This window comes from Staphylococcus caledonicus (assembly GCF_016238465.1).
Taxonomy (GTDB): Bacteria; Bacillota; Bacilli; order Staphylococcales; family Staphylococcaceae; genus Staphylococcus; species Staphylococcus caledonicus.
The window spans coordinates 1-255 of the sequence record NZ_JABTXV010000030.1 but is presented as its reverse complement, the minus strand read 5'-3'; the positions used below and the strand labels follow the sequence as shown (position 1 = coordinate 255).

1 protein-coding gene is annotated in these 255 nt (G+C 23.9%); it reads right to left on the bottom strand.

The annotated features are described in order from the left end of the window. Window positions 1-255: hypothetical protein (locus HS848_RS13165; RefSeq protein ID WP_198612558.1), on the bottom strand; the 255-nt coding region annotated here is incomplete at both ends.

Genomic DNA, 255 nt, shown 5'->3' with positions numbered 1-255 from the left:
TAATAACGTAAATAACATCGTAAGTAATAACGTAAATAACATCGTAAGTAATAACGTAAATAACATCGTAAGTAATAACGTAAATAACATCGTAAGTAATAACGTAAATAACATCGTAAGTAATAACATAAATAACATCGTAAGTAATAACGTAAATAACATCGTAAGTAATAACGTAAATAACATCGTAAGTAATAACGTAAATAACATCGTAAGTAATAACGTAAATAACATCGTAAGTAATAACGTAAATAA